Below are 15091 nucleotides of genomic sequence, written 5' to 3' on the forward strand. Positions count from 1 at the left end.
AAATGACCCTTATTCAGGTGCGGTTCGGCCTCATTTTCACACGAGAAGGGAACCGTTGTCGTCTCGGGTCGTTCACCTCCCATCGCGGTCCCCGGGCGCATGCAAAAAGGAAGCGGGAGCGCGTACTGAGTTTCCTGCGGCTAAGGAGTAGAAAGAAATGAACATCAACAAGAGATTCGCCCTGTCGGCAGTTGCTGGCCTCGGCCTCGCCTCCATCGCGGCTCTGCCGGCCATGGCAGCGGACGTCGTCTATCAGGAGCCCCCGGCACCGGCTGCTCCGATGGAAGTCGCTCCGGTCAACACCTGGGCCGGCCCCTACGCCGGTGTGAGCCTCGGCTACGGCTTCTCGGGCAAGACCGAGTCCGACATCGACTCCATCGAGACCGATGGCTTCCTGGGCGGCGCCTTCGGCGGCTTCAACTTCCAGAACGGCCAGTTCGTCTACGGTGTTGAAGGTGACGTCAACTACAGCAACGTGAAGGGTGAAGAGGCTGGCGTCTCCTCGCGCACGAGCGTCGACGGTTCGATCCGCGCTCGCGCCGGTGTGGCCGTCACCGACGACATCCTCGTCTACGGTACGGCTGGTGGCGCCGCTGAGCGTCAGCGCGTCGGCATTGCCGGCAACCGCGACACCAACGTGATGCTCGGCTACACGGTTGGCGCCGGTATCGATGCCAAGCTGACCGACCAGGTCTTCGGCCGCGTCGAATACCGCTACACCGACTACGGGAAGGAAACCTTCGACTTCCCCGGTGAGAGCACCGACTTTGAAAGCAGCAACAACCGCGTTTCGGTTGGTCTCGGTGTGAAGTTCTAAGTATCTGAGTAACGAGACCAAAAGGCCGGGCCTTGTGCCCGGCCTTTTTGTTTTTGCGGAACCTCAGCCGACCTTCGGCAGATAGGGCTGCAAATCGGGGAAGCGTTCGTCGAAACGCCTGGCCCAGCGGACCAGCCTGGCGCGTCCGCGCTCCCATTTCCCTTCGAACCGCAGGGTGAGATAGCCCAGGGCCGCGCGCAGCGCGATCTGCCCGCCGGTCGCATTCTTGGTGAGCTTCGGCGGATGCGCGTTGAGGTGGTCGAGGGCGCGCATGACCTTCGACCATTGCTGATCGAGCCACGGCTGGTGAACCTTGTCTTCCGGCCGGTAGCGCCTTTCGTAGACATGGGCGAGCAGGCAGTCGCAGATGCCGTCCGCGAGCGCCTCGAGGCGCTCCGCCTCCAGCCGCTTGGCGGCGTTGCGCGGAAAGAGCCTGCTGCCGGAAATCCTGTTGAGATGCTGGGTGATCGCGCGGCTGTCGAAGATCGGCTCGCCCTCGTCGGGGACGAGCGTCGGGATCTTGCCGAGCGGGTTGGCGGAGATCAGGATTTCGGGCTCGTCGCCGGTATTGACGGGGACCGCCTCGAGCGCGACGCCGCAATAGGCGGCCGCCATGCGCACCTTGGCGCTGTAGGGCGATGTGGACGAATAAAGGACCTTGGCCATTCTCGAAGCGCTCCGCGTGGTGATTCTGCCGACGCAGGCTATTTGGGCTCCGGCCCGGCCGCAATCGTCCAGACGGGCGCCTATCTGCCGCGCGCGGGCGGCATGACGACCGAATTGCGCGTGCAGGCGCGCCGGTCGACCTCCTCGCAGGCGCGGAACTCGAGCGACTTCGTCATGCAGATGCGGACTTCGCGCAGATACCGGTTGTCGCAGGTCACCGCGATGCCGTCGGCGGGCAGCCCTTGATTCGCCTGAAGGAAAGACGTTTCGACGTCCCGCGGGCGCACCGACTGGTGGCGCTCCACGTGCCCGAACCCGTCCGGTATCTCGACCCGCTCCCATGCCGCGCGCAGCAGGGCGAAATAGTCGCGCTGGGAGACGCCGGCACAGGAGCCGTGCTTGCGCCATTGATGCCCCATCAGCCCGGCCGACGGCATGATGTCCAGCATCCCGTCCACGATCGATTGCGGAACACGGTCGGGCTCCCCGCTCGCGCAGAATTCGGGCCAGCCGCTTTCGAATTGGGGCCAAAGCCCGTGGGCGACGAAGGCATACTGCCTCCGCCCGGAGCATTGCTGGCGATTGGCGTCCTCGCCCTCCGCCGCGCAGTAGCTCGGCGACCAGGACAGCGACAGGACGAGAAAATCGAAACCCGACCCCTCGGGAAGCTTGGAGGAGGGATCGGCCTGCGCGCCGGCGGGGCTTTGCTCCTGGCAGGCTGCCATGAGAAGGCAGAATCCCGCTGCCAGCCCTCTTATGGTCGGGCCGGCGACGGATTTCCCGGTTTGGTTCGACGTGCTGAAGATCAGTGCAGGACCCGGCAGCGGCCGCCATAGACGTTCCAGCGATCGAAGCCGGAAACGCAGAATTCGACATTGCTGCCGAAGCCGGCGAAGCCCATCGGGCGCTCGATCAGATACCAGACGTCGCGGCTGTAGCCGTCGGAGAGGGCAACGGTCGCCTGGCAGTAGCGCCGTTCGATCGGGCTCTCTTCGTATCGGGGAAAGAAGCGGGTCTCGCGGATGCCTTGGAAATCGACGATGTCGACCTGCGGCAGGTGCGGGACATGCGTCACCTGATGGCGGAAGCGGTGGGAGATTCGGTTCAGCACCCTTTGATTGGCGCATACGCCCGGATCGGAGACATAAACGCCGACCACCATGTCCGCGGCCGCCGCCGGTGCCGTGCCGCCGATTGCCGCGGCAAGCACCGCCGCCAGAGCCAGAATGCCGCGCCTTGCAATGCGAATCATCGAAGTTCCCCGGTTCGAAGAGGTGACTTTGCGTCACTGTCTTTCACCGGAGGCTTTCGGTCAAGTCGCCACGCTCTCGCCGGCGAGCACGTCCGTGCCATGGCTGCCACCCTTGCCGCCGAGAATGCGCTGGAGCACGGGAAGAACGGTCTCCATTTCGCCGACGAGCGGGTACGGGGGATTGACGACGATCATGCCGCTGCCGTCGAGGGCGGGCGTCGCCGAGGGAGACCGGATCTCGAAGCGGATGTCGACGATCTTCGCGATTCCCGCCTCCTTCAGCGAAGCGCGGAACCGCTCGACCGCCGCACGGTCCTTGATCGGATACCAGAGCGCGTAGATGCCGCCCGGCCAGCGGCGATGTGCCTTGGCGAGACCCTCCAGCAGTCGGTCGAACTCCCCCTCCTTCTCGAACGGCGGGTCGACGAGCACGAGGCCACGCTTCTCCTTCGGCGGTACGTGAGCGCCCAGCGCCAGCCAGCCGTCCAGTTCCAGCACCCGTGTCTGGAAATCGCCGGCGAAGCGGGATTTCAGCGCCGCATTGTCCGAGGGATGCAGTTCGATCGCCGTCAGCCGGTCCTGCGGGCGCAGCATTTCGCGGGTGATCAGCGGCGAACCCGGATAGAAGCGGAAGGTTCCGTCCGGGTTGCAACCGCGCACGATGCCGAGATAGGGGGCGAGGAGCGGATCGACCTCGGCCGGAAGCCTTGCCGCGAGCAGCCTGCCGATGCCGTCGCGCCATTCGCCGGTCTTCTGCGCTTCCTCGCCGGAAAGATCGTAGAGGCCGACGCCGGCATGAGTATCGATCACCCGGAACGCCTTGTCCTTGCGCTTGAGGTAGTCGAGGATGCGCGCGAGCACGACGTGCTTGACGACGTCGGCGAAGTTTCCGGCATGATAGGCATGGCGGTAATTCACGAAGAAACTCCATCGCGGGCGGCATCACGCCGCTCCGGCCTGCATCAAAGGTTTTGACCGGTCATGGCCTACACTGCCGCGACCTTTTCGGCTAGTTTGCGACGATGAACCAGCACGCCAATATTCACATCTGCCATTCGGCCTGTCCGCACGACTGCCCCTCGACCTGCGCGCTCGACGTCGAAGTCATCGACGGACGCAGGATAGGTCGCATCCACGGCGCCAAGGACAACAGCTACACGGCCGGGGTGATCTGCGCCAAGGTCGCGCGCTACTCGGAGCGCATCCACCACCCCGACAGGTTGATGAAGCCGCTCGTTCGGGCCGGCGCGAAGGGCGACGGCCAGTGGAGGGAAGCGAGCTGGGAAGCCGCCCTCGACCTCGTCGCGGAAAAGTTCGTCGAGGCCGAGGCGCGTCATGGCTCCGAGGCCGTCTGGCCCTACTATTACGCAGGCACGATGGGGCTGGTGCAGCGCGATTCGATCAATCGCCTGCGCCACGCCAAGAAGTATTCCGGCTTCTTCGACACGATCTGCACCAATCTCGCCTGGACCGGCTACGTCATGGGCACCGGCCGACTCGCCGGTCCCGATCCGCGCGAGATGGCGAAGGCGGATTGCGTCGTCATCTGGGGGACCAATGCCGTCGTCACCCAGGTCAATGTGATGACCCACGCCACCCGCGCCCGCAAGGAGCGCGGCGCCAAGATCGTCGTCATCGACGTCTACGGCAATGCGACCATGAAGCAGGCCGACATGGGCCTGATCGTCAAACCGGGCACCGACGGCGCGCTCGCCTGCGCGGTGATGCACGTCCTCTTCCGCGACGGCCATGCCGACTGGGATTATCTGGAGAGGTACACGGACGATCCGCGCGGGCTCGAAGCGCATGTGAGGACGCGTACCCCCGAATGGGCGGCCGCGATCACCGGCCTGTCGGTGGAGGAGATCGAAACCTTCGCCCGCCTCGTCGGAACGACGAAGAAGACCTTCTTCCGTCTCGGCTACGGCTTTGCCCGCCAGCGCAACGGCGCCGTCAACATGCATGCCGCGCTGTCGATCTCGCTGATCACCGGCTGCTGGCAATATGAGGGCGGCGGTGCGTTTCACAACAACGGCGCGATCTACAAGCTCGACAAGGGCCTGCTCGAAGGCGCAAGCCTCGTCGATCCGCGCATCCGCCATCTCGACCAGTCGCAGATCGGCCGCGTGCTGACGGGCGACGCGGAAGCGCTGCGAGATGGGCCGCCGGTCACGGCGATGCTGATCCAGAACACCAATCCGGCCAATGTCGCGCCGGAGCAGAGGCTGGTGAAACGCGGCTTCCTGCGCGACGATCTCTTCGCCTGCGTCCACGAGCAGTTCATGACCGATACGGCGAAGCTCGCCGACGTGGTGCTGCCCGCGACGATGTTCATGGAGCATGACGACATTTACAAGGGCGGCGGGCACCAGTTCCTCGTTCTCGGGCCGAAGCTGATCGACCCGCCGGAAGGCCCGCGCACGAACCTTTACGTCATCGAGGAACTGGCGAAGCGCCTCGGGGTCGCCGACATGCCGGGTTTCGGCCTCGACGAGCGCGAGCATATCGACCAGATCCTGTCGCGCCAGGGGATCGGCAACTACCAGACCTTGAAGGACGAGCGCTGGGCCGACGTCCAGCCCGATTTCGAGGCCGCGCACTATATCGACGGTTTCGGCCATCCGGACGGCAAGTTCCGCTTCAAGCCGGAATGGGCGGGCGGCCGGGCGCCCAACAAGCCGCCGGAATCGGTGGGTCTGCTCGGCCGCCATGAGGCGCTGCCGGAATTCCCCGATCATGTCGACCTCATCGAAGTGGCCGACGAACGCCATCCCTTCAGGCTGGCGACCTCGCCGGCCCGCACCTTCCTCAATTCCAGCTTCACCGAAACGCCGAGCTCGCTGAAGCGCGAGGGTCGACCGGAACTCATGCTGCATCCCGAGGATGCGGTAGCGCTCGGCATCGCGGATGGCGATCGCGTCGAGATCGGCAACGAGCGCGGCGAGGTCGTCATCCACGCCAAGCTCTTCGAGGGGGTCAAGCGCGGCGTCGTCATAGCCGAGGGCATCTGGCCGAATTCCGCGCATGAGCGCGGCGAAGGCATCAACGTGCTGACCGGTGGAGATGCGGCGGCGCCGTATGGAGGTGCAGCCTTTCACGACAACAAGGTCTGGGTGAGGGCGGCCTGACGCCCTCTACTCCAGATCCCTCGGGCGCACGAAATCCGTAAGCTTTCCAACGCCGAAGCCGAGATTGCTCCAACCCCGGTCGAATTCGAACCGGGCAAGGGCGGCGGTGGGAAATTTCGCCGTGAGCCACGCGAGAGCTTCGCGATCGCTCGAAGGCCCGCATAGACGGCGGGCGAGTTCCTCGAGCCCGGGATTGTGGCCGAGAACGAGAAGCGTACCGATCTTCGCTGCCTGCTTCCGTATCTCGCCGAGAATTTGCTCGGCGGAAGCCTCGTAGAGCCCGTCGGCAAAGGCGGCGTCCACCGGCTCGGCCAATTCAGGGGCGACGAGCCGCCAGGTCTGCCGTGTGCGCAGCGCGGGCGAAACAAGCGCGAGATCGGGCACCCACGCGCGTTCCGCGAGCAGACGTCCCATCAATGGAGCGGCGGCGCGGCCGCGCCTGGCGAGAGGCCGGTCGAAATCGTCGAGCGCCGGATCGTCCCAGCTGGATTTGGCGTGACGCAGGAGAAGGAGAGTTTTCACGGGGGCTCGTCCCTTCCTGCCTTGTCAGCCGCGCATGTTTCTACGGCGTCATCCGGGCAAGGCTTTCGATGTCGAAGGCCTCTTCGCCCGCGATCGGGGCGACGAGGCTGCCCGATCCGTTGAAGGAACCGGAGAACACCGTCCGCCCCCCGGTCATGCGCGCCTTGCCCTCGGCGACCAGCTTGAGCGCCAGCGGATAGAGCTGATGCTCGACGGCGAGCACGCGCCGGGTGAGGTCGTCCTCGCCGTCGGCCGGCAGGACGGGCACCACCGCCTGCGCGATGATCGGGCCGTCGTCCATCTCCGCCGTCACGAAATGCACCGTGCAGCCATGGACGCGCATGCCTGCCTCGATCGCGCGCCGGTGGGTTTCGAGGCCCTTGAACAGCGGCAGCAGCGACGGGTGGATGTTGATGATCCGGCCCGCCCATTTCTCCACGAATCCGGGCGTCAGCAGCCGCATGTAGCCGGCAAGGCACACGATCTCCGCGCCCATGGCGCGCAACGCCTCGTCGAGGGCCGCGTCGAGCGCTTCCTTGCCGGGATGATCCTTGGGCGCGATCACCTTCGTCTCGATGCCGGCGGCCGCCGCGATGCCGAGGCCCTTGGCATCGGCGCGGTTCGAGATCACGCCAACGATTTCCACCGGGTAATCGCGGTCCCTCGTTGCCTCGATCAGCGCCGACATGTTGGAGCCGCGGCCGGAGATCAGGATTGCTACAGGCTTCTTGTTCATGCGCGTCAAAGTCCGATCTGGCCGCGATAGATCACGCCTGCGTCGCGGCGCGGCACGATCCGTCCCATCGTCGTCACCTCCTCGCCGGCCTGCTGGAGGACGGCGGCCACCTGCGCGGCCTGTCCGGCGGCGACCACCAGGATCATGCCGATGCCGCAGTTGAAGGTACGCATCATCTCGGCGGAGGCAACGCCGCCGGTCTTGGCGAGCCAGAAAAAGACGGGCGGCACGTCGACGGCGTCGAGGTCGAGCTCGGCGGCGAAATCCTTCGGCAGCACGCGCGGGATGTTTTCGGGAAAGCCGCCGCCGGTGATGTGCGCCAGCGCCTTGATGCCGTGGGTCGAGCGGATCGCCTTGAGAATGGATTTGACGTAGATGCGCGTCGGCTCCAGCAACGCCTCGCCGAGCGAGCGGTATTTGTCGAACGGCGCCTGCTCGTCCCAGCCGAGGCCGGAAAGGGCGACGATCCTGCGCACCAGCGAGAACCCGTTGGAATGGACGCCGGAGGATGCGAGGCCGAGTATCACGTCGCCTTCGACCACGTCGTCGGTCGGCAGCAACTGGCCGCGCTCGGCCGCGCCCACGGCGAAGCCGGCAAGGTCGTAGTCGTCGCCCGCATACATGCCCGGCATCTCGGCCGTCTCGCCGCCGATCAGCGCGCAGCCGGCCTGGCGGCAGCCTTCGGCGATGCCGCCGACGATCGCCGCGCCCTGATCCGGATCGAGCTTGCCCGTGGCGAAATAGTCGAGGAAGAACAAGGGCTCCGCGCCCTGCACGACGAGGTCGTTGACGCACATTGCGACGAGATCGATACCGACCGTGTCGTGCTTGCCGGCCTCGATGGCGACCTTCAGCTTGGTGCCGACGCCGTCATTGGCCGCCACCAGGATCGGATCGGAAAAACCCGCCGCCTTCAGGTCGAAGAGGCCGCCGAAGCCGCCGATCTCGCCATCCGCGCCCGGCCGCCGCGTCGAGCGGACGAGCGGCTTGATCTTCTCGACGAGGGCATTGCCGGCGTCGATGTCCACTCCCGCCTGGGAATAGGTTAGGCCGTTCTTTGCGTCGCTCATGGCTTGGCGTCCCTTGGGCTGCGATTGTCGGCGCTATTCGCATGAAGAGGAATGTGCCGCAAGCGCGAGCGCGTGGAAACCCGCTATTCGCGCCACCGAAACCGGTGGACAGGCCGTTCCCGCCGCCTGGCAGCTTGATAGAATGCGCCGATGCGGCCATTTAAGGACGTGACTGTCGGCCGGCGAAGCGGCCCGGGAAGGGAGGCGAAAAGGCGTGACGATACCCAATATCATCACCATCATCCGTTTTTTCCTCGTTCCCGCGGTGGTTTTCGCCCTGCTCACCGGCCATATGGGCTGGGCGCTCATCTGCTTCGTCGTCGCCGGCGTTTCCGATGGCGTCGACGGCTTCATCGCCCGCCATTTCAACCAGCGCTCGGTGCTCGGCGCCTATCTCGACCCGATGGCCGACAAGCTGCTGCTCGTCAGCGTCTTCGTGGTGCTGGGCTTCATGGGCGAACTGCCGCTGTGGCTGGTGATCGCGGCCGTCTCGCGCGACGCGCTCATCGTCGGCGCCGTGCTTCTGTCGACGATCATGTCGCACCCGGTGGCGGTCAAGCCGCTCTTCGTTTCCAAGGCCAACACGGCGGTCCAGATCGTCCTCGTCATCGCCGTTCTTGCCGAACTCGCCTTCGCCACCGCGTTCGGGCCGGCGAGAACCTTGCTGATCTGGTCGTCCGGCCTCTTGACCGTGGCTTCCGCTGCGGCCTATCTCGTTCAGTGGCTGAAGCACATGGGCCGTTATGAAGAAGCCGAATCCTGAACTAGAAGAACGCGCGGTCGAGGTCGTCATTGCATCCGGGTTTCGGCGCCAGGTGCTGTTCTGGCTGTTCGCGGCCGTCTTCTTCATTGGTTTCCTGTACGTGTTCAGCTCGATCCTGCTGCCTTTCCTGGCCGGCATGATCCTTGCCTACTTCCTCGATCCGGTGGCCGACCGGCTGGAGAAGCTGGGCTTCTCGCGCCTGTGGGCGACGGTTTTCATCCTGGTGATGTTCATCATCGTCCTGGTGCTGGCGCTGATCATCTTCGTGCCGATCCTCGCCTCGCAGATGGCCGATTTCATCGGTCGCGTGCCGGATTACCTGTCGCGGCTGCAGAATCTCTTCACCGGCATCGATCCGGAATGGCTGAGCAACACGATCGGCGTCGAGCCGGCGGCGCTTCGTGACGGCCTCAATTCGCTGCTGACGCAGGGCGCCGGCTTCATAACCACGCTCTTCCAGTCGATCTGGAGCTCCGGCAAGACGCTGATCGACATTGCCGGCCTGTTCGTGATCACCCCCGTCGTCGCCTTCTACATGCTGCTCGACTGGGACAAGATGGTCGCCAAGGTCGATAGCTGGGTGCCGCGCGACCATGTTTCGACCGTCCGCCAGATCGCGAAGGACGTCGACGTCGCCGTGGCCGGCTTCGTGCGCGGGCAGGGCACGCTCTGCCTGATCCTCGGCGTGATGTACGCCGTCGGCCTCACGCTGGTCGGCCTCAATTTCGGCCTGCTGATCGGCCTGTTCGCCGGCCTCATCAGCTTCATCCCCTATGTCGGCTCGCTGGTCGGCCTGGTCCTCTCCGTCGGCGTGGCGATCGTGCAGTTCTGGCCCGAATGGCACTGGGTCGTCGCGGTCGCCGTGGTCTTTTTCGGCGGCCAGTTCATCGAGGGCAACATTCTCCAGCCCAATCTGGTGGGCAAGAGCGTGGGCCTGCATCCCGTCTGGCTGATGTTCGCGCTGTTCGCCTTCGGCTCGCTGTTCGGCTTCGTCGGGCTTCTCGTCGCGGTGCCGGCGGCGGCGGCCGTCGGCGTGCTCACGCGCTTCGCGCTGTCGCGCTATCTCGCGTCTCCGCTCTATCAGGGGCATCCGGCGGAGGCCGAGACGCGGGCCGCGCGCAAGAAGTAAATCCTGAATGGCGGCCGACTTCACCACTCCGCGGCAATTGCCGCTCGATCTCGCGCACCAGGCGGGCGCAAGCCGCGACGATCTCGTCGTCGGTCCCTCCAACGCCGCGGCCGTCGCCCTGATCGACCGCTGGCCGGACTGGCCGTCCTCGGTGGTCGTGCTCGCGGGTCCTGCAGGAGCGGGCAAGTCGCACCTCGCCTCGATCTGGCGGGAGGTCAGCGGCGCGGCGGCGTTTTCGCCCGGCCCGATCGGGGAGAAGGCGCTGGACGCGGCCAGCGGGCCGGTGCTGATCGACGACATCGATTCCCAGCCGGTGGACGAGAACGGGCTCTTTCACCTCGTCAACGCGGTGAAATCGGCGGGCAGCCACCTGCTCCTGACCGCGCGCCGCTTTCCGCTTGCCTGGGGCGTGAGGCTGCCCGACCTCACGTCGCGCCTGAAGGCCGCCTCGACGGTGGAGATCGACGAGCCGGACGACATGCTGCTCGCGGCGGTGATGATGAAGCTCTTCGCCGATCGCCAGGTCGAGGTCGAGCCGCATGTGGTGCAATATATCGTCAAGCGCATCGAGCGCTCGCTTTCCACCGCCATCGAGGTGGTCGCCAGGCTCGACCGGGCGGCACTGGAACAGAAGACGCGGATCAGCCGCGCGCTCGCGGCGGAGGTGGTTTCCTCGCTGGACGAAGGGCAGGGGCGGCTGGAACAGTAGTCCTGCGGGAGCAGGCTGCCGGCTAGGACGATCCACGTCCCGTGAGTGCCGACAGCGCGACCGCCAGCCAGCCGGCGATCATCAGGATGCCGCCGGCCGGCGCGGCGTAGGGAAAGAGGCGCTGGCCGAGAAATTCCCTTGCCAGGAGATCGCCGGAAAAGAAGATCACGCCCACGAGCAGGACCGCGGCGCCGTAGCGCGCGACGATCCTGTCGCGGATGAACGACGCGGCCAGGAAGGCCGGCGCGTGCGCCAGAAGAAAAGTGGCCGCGGTGCCGACATTGCCGCCGCCCATATGGGCAGCCGCGGCCGACAGCCCGACGCCCGCCGCGCCGCTGATGCCCGCCGCCAGGAGGAACAGCCGATCCATTGTCGTCTCCGGTTCAACGGTGGAGGAATAGGCCGGCAGGCGCCGGCTGCCAATAGCTCACCGTCCCTTCGATGAGGATCGGAGCGGTTGCGTCCACAGCGACGAGCAGGAAGCGGAAACGAACAAGGCCGGGTTCTTACCCGGCCCCGCGTATTTGCTGCTGGTTCATCCGCAGTCAGCGACCGACATATAGCGCGGGCGCGGTGACAGGTTGATGACAGGGTGTTTGCTTGGGCGCATGCGTAGACGGGAATCCGTGTGTTCAGAACCTAGCCCGATGTTAAGAATCCTATCTTGCACGATCTCAAGATTTGGCTAGTTTGCGGCTATGGCCTTGATGCATGCACAGACATTGGATGCAGTCGGCGCAGGCTCATACACTGCGCCTGAGGCCGCTCGCCTACTCAAAACTTCCCCTCTCAATATCAACCGTTGGCTGCGAGGTTATACCTACCGGAGGAGTGGCGAGGAACGTCGGATGCCGCCTCTTTGGTCATCACAGCACGCTGAAGTCGAGGATCATCTTGAAATAGGGTTTCGTGATTTAATCGAGTTGCGCTTTGTCAAAGCGTTCATCGATGCTGGTGTTGGTTTACTCGCCATCCGCAATTGTCTTGAGTACGCTCGAAAATGTGTTGAAGATGAGCGCCCCTTTTCGACGCGAAGGTTTGAGACAGACGGACGTACAATTTTTCTTGAAAGCATCGAAAAAGCTGGCGAGAGTAAGCTTATCGATCTTAAGAAGCGTCAGTATGTATTTAAACAGGTCATCGAGCGCACCTTCAAAGATCTCGACATAGAAGACGATACAGTCGTCAGTTGGCGTCCATTTCATGGTAAGCGTTCGATTGTGATCGACCCCAACCGCGCATTTGGACAGCCTATTGCTTCAGACTTTGGTGTTCCTACGGTCGCCCTTGCGCAAGCGGTCCAAGCTGAAGGATCGGTTGAAGATGTTGCACGGCTTTTCGATGTTTCGGTGAACGTTGTTCGCGACGCCGTGACCTTCGAAGATGAGCTCATGAAGGCCGCGTGAAGGTTCTTGTTGACGAGAATTTGGCCCCTGCGCTTGCTCGCTCCCTAAATGCATTATTCGCAGGAAAGCATGAAGTTGTGCATATTCGGGAGCGGTTTGGACCCGGAGTAAAAGATATTGAGTGGATAGTTCAATTAAGTTCGGAGGGGCGCTGGGTAATCGTCTCTGGCGATAGGCGGATTACACGTAACAAGACAGAATACGGAGCTTTCAGGAGCTCAAATCTCGTTGGCTTCTTTCTATCGAAAGGGCTCTATAAATCACCGATAACGAAGCAGATGGAGCGTATCCTAGCGCTTTGGCAAGCGATGGAGACTCAATCTGCAATCGTGCAGGGCGGTGCAATGTTTGAACTGCCAATGACGAGCGCGAAACTCAAACAGATGTGAAAGGCTTCTTCCCGCGCGTTGACGAGAGAAACTTTTCAAAACTGGCGATCCCGGCAGGATTCGAACCTGCGACCATCGGCTTAGAAGGCCGGTGCTCTATCCAGCTGAGCTACGGGACCGTCCCGTCCGCCCTCAGTGTGTCCAGGGCGTCGTTCGGTCATAGCGGAAATTGTCCGCGTAGGAAATCTGGCGTCGGCGCGCTTCCTTGGGCTCCTCGACGCGATAGGCGATGCCGTTCTTGTCGGCATAGGCGATCGCTTCTTCCTTCGTCTCGAAGGTGAGGCGAATCTGGCTCTTCATGTCGCCCGAGCTCGTATAGCCCATCAGCGGGTCTATCGTGCGCGGAAGCTCCGGATCGAAATCGAGCACCCAATAACCGGTCTTGGCCTTGCCGGACTGCATGGCGGTCTTGGCCGGGCTGTAAATGCGCGCTGACATCCTTGCACCTCTTCTCTTCCATCCGTGGTCGGAGCGGCAGGATTCGAACCTGCGACCCCCTGATCCCAAATCAGGTGCGCTACCAGGCTGCGCTACGCTCCGCGACCGCGATGGATCGCCAAGTGCCTAGTGTCTCGAAGCGCTTATCGCAAGAGGAAACTTGCGAAGCCGTCGAAAACGAAAGCCGTTCAGGCGACTTTGGCGGCGGCAAGACCCCGGGCGATGTCGGCGATGATGTCCTCCGGATTTTCGAGCCCGATCTGCAGCCGGATGATCGGCCCCTCGTAGTCGCCCTTGGCGACGGTGCGGTCGCCGAGGAAGACGTTCACGGCAAGGCTCTCGTAGCCGCCCCAGGAATAGCCGAGCCCGAAAATCTCCAGCGCGTCGAGGAAGGCGTGCGCCTCTTTCTCGCCGCCGCCCTTCAGCACGAAGGAGAAGATGCCGCTGGAGCCGCCGAAGTCGCGCTTCCACAGCTCGTGGCCGGGAAAGCTCTCGAGCGCCGGATGCAGGACCCGCGCGACGCCCTCCTGGCGTTCGAGCCAGCGGGCGATCTCGAGCGCGTTCTTCTCGTGCCTTTCGAGGCGCACGCCCATCGTCCGCAGCCCGCGCAGCACCTGGTAGACGTCGTCGGGCGCGGCGCAGCAGCCCATGGTGATGTGGGTCTCGTGCAGCTTCTTCCACGAGCGTTCGTTCGCCGAAACGGTGCCGAGCAGCACGTCCGAATGACCGGCCGGATATTTGGTGGCGGCGTGGATGGAGATGTCGACGCCATGCTCGAGCGGCCGGAAATAGACCGGCGTCGCCCAGGTGTTGTCCATCATCACCACCGCGCCGCCTTCGCGGGCGGCCCTGGCGACGGCGGGAATGTCCTGCATCTCGAACGTGTTGGAGCCCGGCGATTCGGTGAAGACGACCTTCGTGTTCGGTTTCATCAGTCCGGAAATGCCCGCGCCGATCGTCGGCTCGTAATACTGGACCTCGACGCCGAGCCTTGCCAGCATCGTGTCTGCGAAGTTGCGCGTCGGATGGTAGACCGAATCGACGATGAGCACATGGTCGCCCGCCGAAAGGAAGGCGAGCAGCGGGATCGTGACGGCGGCGAGCCCCGAGGGCACGATGATCGTGCCGGCCGACCCTTCGAGATCGTCGATGGCCGCGGCCAGCGCGTCGGATGTCGGCGTGCCCCTGGTGCCGTAGGTGTATTTCTGATTGCGCGCGGCCATGGTCGCCGCATCGGGGAACAGCACGGTCGATGCATGAACGACCGGCGGATTGACGAAGCCGTGAAAATCACGCGGATCGTTGCCGCCATGCGCCAGCCTGGTGTGAATGCCCTTGTTCTTGAAATCACGCGTGGTCATGAAAGCAGCACCTGTCGTTGGATGAGCGGTTCGGATTCTCTTGAGATGATCGAAACGGCGCCGGGAAATCCGCCAGGCACCCTGAGGCATCGTGCCCGGAACGCCTCTCGAATCCGGCGCGCTTCATCCGTCCCGCTGCCCCCGCCACGAAGGATCTGAAAGTGGAACACCCTGCCGCGCCTCCCCGCATGCGGCCGCCTGGCCGCGCCGTTTCGATCAGATCGATAGACCCGACTCCAAGGCATAGAGGTCGCATCGAACTTCTGCAACATTGGTGCGGTATTCGGCCGGACAAACCGATCGTAGGGAAGAAGAGGTGAGCGGCGAGGAAGCAACGCGCGGATCCCGGCGGTCGAGCACGCCCTTCATCCGCCGTTCGCGCACGACGCGTGCGGCCTTCCAGGCGCGCTGATCGTGGCGCGCTGGCTGGGTGCGCGCGGCCTCGTTTTCAGGTTGGAAGCGGGGGACGCCGCCGCCGGCGCTCCGCTATGCGCGCTCATGGCGCGGACGGCCGAAATAGCCCGTTATGCGCCGAAGAAAACGGCTTCGCTTGCCCATTCCTTGATCAATCCGCGGTACGGATCACCAATTCGGCACTTAAATCCTTTCATACTTGACCGGCGCTCAATAATCGCCTTCGATGCGAGCCGTGAGTGGGAGGTGGAGCATGCATGTCGCCCTTGATGGGCGGGTTTCAGGTATTTT

The 15091-nt window shown here is 64.1% G+C and carries 17 protein-coding genes and 2 tRNA genes; 7 read left to right on the forward strand and 12 right to left on the reverse strand.

All coding sequences use genetic code 11. The features are described from left to right. The first annotated feature begins 157 nt into the window (after positions 1–157). Positions 158–817 carry an outer membrane protein gene (locus XW59_RS05805; protein ID WP_047143775.1) on the forward strand — a complete coding sequence of 220 codons (660 nt, stop codon included), beginning with the start codon at positions 158–160 and terminating at the stop codon, positions 815–817. Positions 818–880: 63 nt separating this feature from the next. On the opposite strand, the gene XW59_RS05810 is transcribed toward XW59_RS05805, so the two are convergent. The 4 genes from XW59_RS05810 to XW59_RS05825 form a co-directional block, all read right to left on the reverse strand. Continuing rightward, the gene (locus XW59_RS05810; protein ID WP_047143776.1) at positions 881–1483 is read right to left on the reverse strand and encodes a glutathione S-transferase family protein; all 603 of its coding nucleotides are present in this window, start codon (positions 1481–1483) and stop codon (positions 881–883) included. 80 nt (positions 1484–1563) lie between these two features. Next, on the reverse strand, positions 1564–2208 hold the full coding sequence (locus XW59_RS05815) for a ribonuclease (RefSeq protein WP_047143777.1): 645 nt from the start codon (positions 2206–2208) through the stop codon (positions 1564–1566). Between the two features lie 80 nt (positions 2209–2288). Next, positions 2289–2735, reverse strand: coding sequence for a hypothetical protein (locus XW59_RS05820; protein ID WP_137326985.1), 447 nt, complete (start codon positions 2733–2735; stop codon positions 2289–2291). A 60-nt stretch (positions 2736–2795) separates the two neighbouring features. Further along, positions 2796–3653 (reverse strand): 23S rRNA (adenine(2030)-N(6))-methyltransferase RlmJ, encoded by an 858-nt coding sequence (locus XW59_RS05825; RefSeq protein ID WP_047143779.1) that lies wholly within the window; start codon positions 3651–3653, stop codon positions 2796–2798. A 104-nt stretch (positions 3654–3757) separates the two neighbouring features. Between XW59_RS05825 and XW59_RS05830 the strand changes: the two genes are divergently transcribed. Further along, on the forward strand, positions 3758–5863 hold the full coding sequence (locus XW59_RS05830) for a molybdopterin oxidoreductase family protein (protein ID WP_047143780.1): 2106 nt from the start codon (positions 3758–3760) through the stop codon (positions 5861–5863). Between the two features lie 6 nt (positions 5864–5869). Here the strand turns inward: XW59_RS05830 and XW59_RS05835 are convergent, their stop codons facing one another. Genes XW59_RS05835 through purM form a run of 3 tightly spaced genes read right to left on the reverse strand, consistent with a single transcriptional unit; the run spans position 5870 to position 8191 of the window. Next, positions 5870–6385: a histidine phosphatase family protein gene (locus tag XW59_RS05835; protein ID WP_047143781.1), complete on the reverse strand. Its 516-nt coding sequence runs from the start codon at positions 6383–6385 to the stop codon at positions 5870–5872. 40 nt (positions 6386–6425) lie between these two features. Further along, the gene (gene purN / locus XW59_RS05840) at positions 6426–7121 is read right to left on the reverse strand and encodes a phosphoribosylglycinamide formyltransferase (RefSeq protein ID WP_047143782.1); all 696 of its coding nucleotides are present in this window, start codon (positions 7119–7121) and stop codon (positions 6426–6428) included. Between the two features lie 5 nt (positions 7122–7126). Further along, positions 7127–8191: a phosphoribosylformylglycinamidine cyclo-ligase gene (gene purM, locus XW59_RS05845; RefSeq protein ID WP_047143783.1), complete on the reverse strand. Its 1065-nt coding sequence runs from the start codon at positions 8189–8191 to the stop codon at positions 7127–7129. Positions 8192–8405: 214 nt separating this feature from the next. Between purM and XW59_RS05850 the strand changes: the two genes are divergently transcribed. From XW59_RS05850 to hdaA, 3 genes are read left to right on the forward strand one after another with little or no spacing between them, the layout of a single operon-like run. After that, complete coding sequence (locus XW59_RS05850) at positions 8406–8954, forward strand: CDP-alcohol phosphatidyltransferase family protein (protein WP_047143784.1); 549 nt, start codon at positions 8406–8408, stop codon at positions 8952–8954. After that, a complete protein-coding gene (locus XW59_RS05855; RefSeq protein ID WP_047143785.1) occupies positions 8935–10083 on the forward strand; it encodes an AI-2E family transporter in 1149 nt (382 codons plus the stop codon). The genes XW59_RS05850 and XW59_RS05855 overlap by 20 nt, the downstream gene beginning before the upstream one ends. Positions 10084–10090: 7 nt before the next feature. Beyond that, the gene (gene hdaA / locus XW59_RS05860; RefSeq protein WP_047143786.1) at positions 10091–10792 is read left to right on the forward strand and encodes a DnaA regulatory inactivator HdaA; all 702 of its coding nucleotides are present in this window, start codon (positions 10091–10093) and stop codon (positions 10790–10792) included. A 22-nt stretch (positions 10793–10814) separates the two neighbouring features. Here hdaA and XW59_RS05865 read toward each other — a convergent pair whose 3' ends face one another. Continuing rightward, positions 10815–11162, reverse strand: coding sequence for a DUF423 domain-containing protein (locus XW59_RS05865; protein WP_047143787.1), 348 nt, complete (start codon positions 11160–11162; stop codon positions 10815–10817). 478 nt (positions 11163–11640) lie between these two features. Between XW59_RS05865 and XW59_RS05870 the strand changes: the two genes are divergently transcribed. Together XW59_RS05870 and XW59_RS05875 are read left to right on the forward strand one after the other, a co-directional pair. Beyond that, the gene (locus XW59_RS05870) at positions 11641–12198 is read left to right on the forward strand and encodes a hypothetical protein (protein ID WP_246666007.1); all 558 of its coding nucleotides are present in this window, start codon (positions 11641–11643) and stop codon (positions 12196–12198) included. Then, on the forward strand, positions 12195–12587 hold the full coding sequence (locus XW59_RS05875) for a DUF5615 family PIN-like protein (RefSeq protein WP_047143790.1): 393 nt from the start codon (positions 12195–12197) through the stop codon (positions 12585–12587). The genes XW59_RS05870 and XW59_RS05875 overlap by 4 nt, the downstream gene beginning before the upstream one ends. A 42-nt stretch (positions 12588–12629) precedes the next feature. On the opposite strand, the gene XW59_RS05880 is transcribed toward XW59_RS05875, so the two are convergent. The 4 genes from XW59_RS05880 to XW59_RS05895 all read right to left on the reverse strand — a co-directional run bounded on the left by XW59_RS05880 (position 12630) and on the right by XW59_RS05895 (position 14386). Then, a tRNA-Arg gene (locus XW59_RS05880) sits at positions 12630–12706 on the reverse strand. Between the two features lie 13 nt (positions 12707–12719). Then, positions 12720–13025, reverse strand: a complete 306-nt coding sequence (locus XW59_RS05885; protein WP_047143791.1) for an ETC complex I subunit — start codon at positions 13023–13025, stop codon at positions 12720–12722. A 25-nt stretch (positions 13026–13050) separates the two neighbouring features. Further along, positions 13051–13127: transfer RNA gene (locus XW59_RS05890), tRNA-Pro, on the reverse strand. A gap of 86 nt (positions 13128–13213) precedes the next feature. Then, the gene (locus XW59_RS05895) at positions 13214–14386 is read right to left on the reverse strand and encodes a cystathionine beta-lyase (protein WP_047143792.1); all 1173 of its coding nucleotides are present in this window, start codon (positions 14384–14386) and stop codon (positions 13214–13216) included. Positions 14387–15091 lie beyond the last annotated feature (705 nt).

This window comes from Aquamicrobium sp. LC103, from assembly GCF_001014615.2.
Taxonomy (GTDB): domain Bacteria; phylum Pseudomonadota; class Alphaproteobacteria; order Rhizobiales; family Rhizobiaceae; genus LBCQ02.

Bases quoted from the DNA above. Each gene is read 5' to 3' on its own strand.
- XW59_RS05805 (WP_047143775.1), top strand. From the start codon at position 158: ATGAACATCAACAAGAGATTCGCCCTGTCGGCAGTTGCTGGCCTCGGC.
- XW59_RS05810 (WP_047143776.1), bottom strand. From the start codon at position 1,483: ATGGCCAAGGTCCTTTATTCGTCCACATCGCCCTACAGCGCCAAGGTG.
- XW59_RS05815 (WP_047143777.1), bottom strand. From the start codon at position 2,208: ATGGCAGCCTGCCAGGAGCAAAGCCCCGCCGGCGCGCAGGCCGATCCC.
- XW59_RS05820 (WP_137326985.1), bottom strand. From the start codon at position 2,735: ATGATTCGCATTGCAAGGCGCGGCATTCTGGCTCTGGCGGCGGTGCTT.
- XW59_RS05830 (WP_047143780.1), top strand. From the start codon at position 3,758: ATGAACCAGCACGCCAATATTCACATCTGCCATTCGGCCTGTCCGCAC.
- purN (WP_047143782.1), bottom strand. From the start codon at position 7,121: ATGAACAAGAAGCCTGTAGCAATCCTGATCTCCGGCCGCGGCTCCAAC.
- purM (WP_047143783.1), bottom strand. From the start codon at position 8,191: ATGAGCGACGCAAAGAACGGCCTAACCTATTCCCAGGCGGGAGTGGAC.
- XW59_RS05855 (WP_047143785.1), top strand. From the start codon at position 8,935: ATGAAGAAGCCGAATCCTGAACTAGAAGAACGCGCGGTCGAGGTCGTC.
- hdaA (WP_047143786.1), top strand. From the start codon at position 10,091: ATGGCGGCCGACTTCACCACTCCGCGGCAATTGCCGCTCGATCTCGCG.
- XW59_RS05865 (WP_047143787.1), bottom strand. From the start codon at position 11,162: ATGGATCGGCTGTTCCTCCTGGCGGCGGGCATCAGCGGCGCGGCGGGC.
- XW59_RS05870 (WP_246666007.1), top strand. From the start codon at position 11,641: ATGCCGCCTCTTTGGTCATCACAGCACGCTGAAGTCGAGGATCATCTT.
- XW59_RS05885 (WP_047143791.1), bottom strand. From the start codon at position 13,025: ATGTCAGCGCGCATTTACAGCCCGGCCAAGACCGCCATGCAGTCCGGC.
- XW59_RS05895 (WP_047143792.1), bottom strand. From the start codon at position 14,386: ATGACCACGCGTGATTTCAAGAACAAGGGCATTCACACCAGGCTGGCG.